We start from the raw sequence: 2,083 nt of genomic DNA, 5'->3' as shown, positions 1-2,083 counted from the left end.
CTGGAAAAAGCGCGGAACCATTCCGTCCGGCGATGTCTGCCTAAAGATTGCGGAATACCTGGGAGCCGACGTGGAGTATCTGATTACAGGCAGGCAGAAAAAGGAGCGGGAGAACATCCGGCCCGGAGACGGCGGCTTCTCCTTTATTCAGACCCTCAGCGCGCTCCAGAGCGAAATAGACAGGACATTCCAGGCCGCAATCGGCGCTTTAAAAAAATAAAGCCTGTACTGACTATACAGGCATGGGAAGACCAATCAAAACTACAGAAGAGCATATCAAGGACGGAACCTATAGAAAAGACAGGCACGCGAACCGCGGTGTAACTTTGGACGCGCTGGAGGAAGTGAGCGTTCCGGACGGGCTTAATCACGACGCGAAAGAAAAGTGGCTTGAAATTGTTCCTGTTCTCCAGAAAAACGGGCTTGTTACCGCCGTTGACATTCCTACCTTGACAGACGCGTTTATCGCATACGGAGCGGCGCAGGACTGCCTTAACGCTGTTCTTTCGCAGTTCAGCTCAATCGCGGAATACTGGGCGCGGCTCAACAAGTTCAAGGACGTCGACCTTATCGCAAAATACAACGAATCAATGGACATCTACAAGCGCACAATGGAAAAGTACGGAGTAACTCCGGCATCGCGCGCAAAGATTAAAATCCAGCCTAAGCAGGAGGACGAGGCCGACAATTTCATCAAGGCGCTGCGCGGAAACGGCTAGAAATAATTTGCGTCCTGCAGATAAAAGAACGTGTTTCTCTGCAGGGCGCAAAGCCTTGTGTTTTCGGTCTCGGTCTCGTGGTCCGCATAGTGCAGAAGCATTGAATGCGTCTTGTGCCCGGTCTGCCTCTGCAAGGTTGTGTCGTTGATTTTTCCGTACATGCTCGCCGTGAAAAAATGGCGCAAGGAATGGAAGCAGTATTTCTTGCTCTCCTCCTCCGAAAAGCCGCATTTAACCAGCGCGCGCTTAAGGAACTTGTTGAATATCTTATGATCAAGAGGCTTGTTCTCTGAGCTTCCCCAGAACACAAACGCGTCCATTGCCGTTTTGTAGGGGTTCTGCTCGGCAAGATTTAAAAGCGCGCTGATAATCCACATGAACGGAACTATGATTTCTCTTTCCTCTCCGTTTTTTGTGCTCTTCAGCCCGTCCTTTTCGCTCCAGGAATGCTTCAGGTAAATTCTGCCCTTTCCCAGGTCGCCTTTTTGAAGCCCTAGTATTTCGCCAAGACGGAGCCCCGTAACAGAAGAAAGAATTGCGGCGAGCTTCGCCTTGGGGTTTCCCCATTCAACGGCAAAAAGAGCCTGCATCTGCTCCGGGCTGAGAATCTGCCGTTTTCTATACTTTTCGCTGAAAAAAATCCAGCCTGAAAAAAGGTCTGCCGGAATTATCCCGTGAAAATAAGCGAATTTCAGAGGAACCAGAAGCGAGCGCATAATGTAGTTTTTTGAATGTCCTGAAAGCGGCAGAAGCCCGGTTTCGTCAAAAAGAGTTTCAATATCGTCCCTTGTTATTTCGCCCAGAAGCCTGTTTTTCAGGAACTGCCCGAAGCGTCTTTCTATGTTTGTCTTTTGCGCCTCGCAGTGCTTTTTTGTGAGCCTCTGCCCCATTCTGATTTTCTGGCGGATGTACGGCGACTTTTCAAAATCCCAGAAATCAAGGCAATACGAAAAAGCGTCTATGTTTCCTTTTTCGCCGCGTCTTACAACGCTTTTGACAATTCCGCGCTTTTTCGCCTCGCAAATCACGTAGTCAATCAGGCTGTCGCTCAAGTCCGCGCTCCGCACAAGCTCGTTGAGCTTTTTGTCCTCGATTTTCAGGCGCTCGCAGTTTTTATCTAAAAACCATTGCCAGGCAATCCGCTCCGCCTCTTTTTTGTCGCCTGTCCGCGTGGATTTCGCTGAAATATAATGCCCGGTAAGCTCATTCTTAAAACGGACGTAATAGATGCCGTTTCTGCAAAGAAAAGAAAATGGTTTTGACGACATAAAGAAACCCCTTTTTTTATGTTACAAATTTATGTCACACACGCATTTTCGCGGTAAAAAAAGGCATTTTCCCTAGCCAGATTTAAATAAAAAAAA

2 protein-coding genes and 1 pseudogene are annotated in these 2,083 nt (G+C 48.3%); 2 read left to right on the top strand and 1 reads right to left on the bottom strand.

Annotation, left to right across the window (positions count from 1 at the left end):
• Positions 1-220, top strand: a pseudogene (locus B2X33_RS06660) (hypothetical protein); the annotation flags it as partial.
• 22 nt (positions 221-242) lie between these two features.
• Positions 243-719 carry a P27 family phage terminase small subunit gene (locus B2X33_RS06655; protein WP_296668526.1) on the top strand — a complete coding sequence of 159 codons (477 nt, stop codon included), beginning with the start codon at positions 243-245 and terminating at the stop codon, positions 717-719.
• Here B2X33_RS06655 and B2X33_RS06650 read toward each other — a convergent pair.
• On the bottom strand, positions 716-1,987 hold the full coding sequence (locus tag B2X33_RS06650; RefSeq protein ID WP_296668524.1) for a tyrosine-type recombinase/integrase: 1,272 nt from the start codon (positions 1,985-1,987) through the stop codon (positions 716-718). The two genes, B2X33_RS06655 and B2X33_RS06650, sit on opposite strands and share 4 nt — an antisense overlap.
• Positions 1,988-2,083 lie beyond the last annotated feature (96 nt).

The sequence above is a fragment of the Treponema sp. UBA785 genome (genome assembly GCF_002297065.1).
Taxonomy (GTDB): Bacteria; Spirochaetota; Spirochaetia; order Treponematales; family Treponemataceae; genus Treponema_D.
This window is presented reverse-complemented; position numbering and strand designations above follow the sequence as displayed.

What these genes read in the sequence shown, in the direction of transcription:
- B2X33_RS06655 (WP_296668526.1), top strand. Translation starts at nt 243, where the DNA reads ATGGGAAGACCAATCAAAACTACAGAAGAGCATATCAAGGACGGAACC.
- B2X33_RS06650 (WP_296668524.1), bottom strand. Translation starts at nt 1,987, where the DNA reads ATGTCGTCAAAACCATTTTCTTTTCTTTGCAGAAACGGCATCTATTAC.